This window comes from Salmonella sp. SAL4457 (genome assembly GCF_046548235.1).
Classification (GTDB): domain Bacteria; phylum Pseudomonadota; class Gammaproteobacteria; order Enterobacterales; family Enterobacteriaceae; genus Salmonella; species Salmonella enterica.
The window spans coordinates 1-265 of record NZ_JBGDZO010000634.1; the positions used below are offsets into that span (position 1 = coordinate 1).

Consider the following 265-nt stretch of genomic DNA (forward strand, 5'->3'; position numbering starts at 1 on the left):
GTCGGCCGCTCCTGGGCCGACGCTCCGGAAATCGACGGCAACGTGTTCGTCGACAGCGACGAGCTGAAGCCGGGCGACAAGGTCCGCGTGCGCATCACCGATGCCGACGAGTACGACCTCTGGGCCGAGCTGGTCTGAGCCCCCCTGAAGAGCCCCGCCCCGCGGGGCTTTTTCATCGCCAACCGTTCCGGAGAGCACGATGCTCAACAACGACGTACTACGCAGCCTGCGCTACCTGCTGGATCTTCCCGACGCACATCTGGCC

At 66.0% G+C, this 265-nt stretch carries 1 pseudogene; it reads left to right on the forward strand.

Annotated elements, in window-relative coordinates:
* Nucleotides 1-138, forward strand: a pseudogene (rimO, locus tag ACLJNW_RS25740) (30S ribosomal protein S12 methylthiotransferase RimO); the annotation flags it as partial.
* Nucleotides 139-265: the final 127 nt, after the last annotated feature.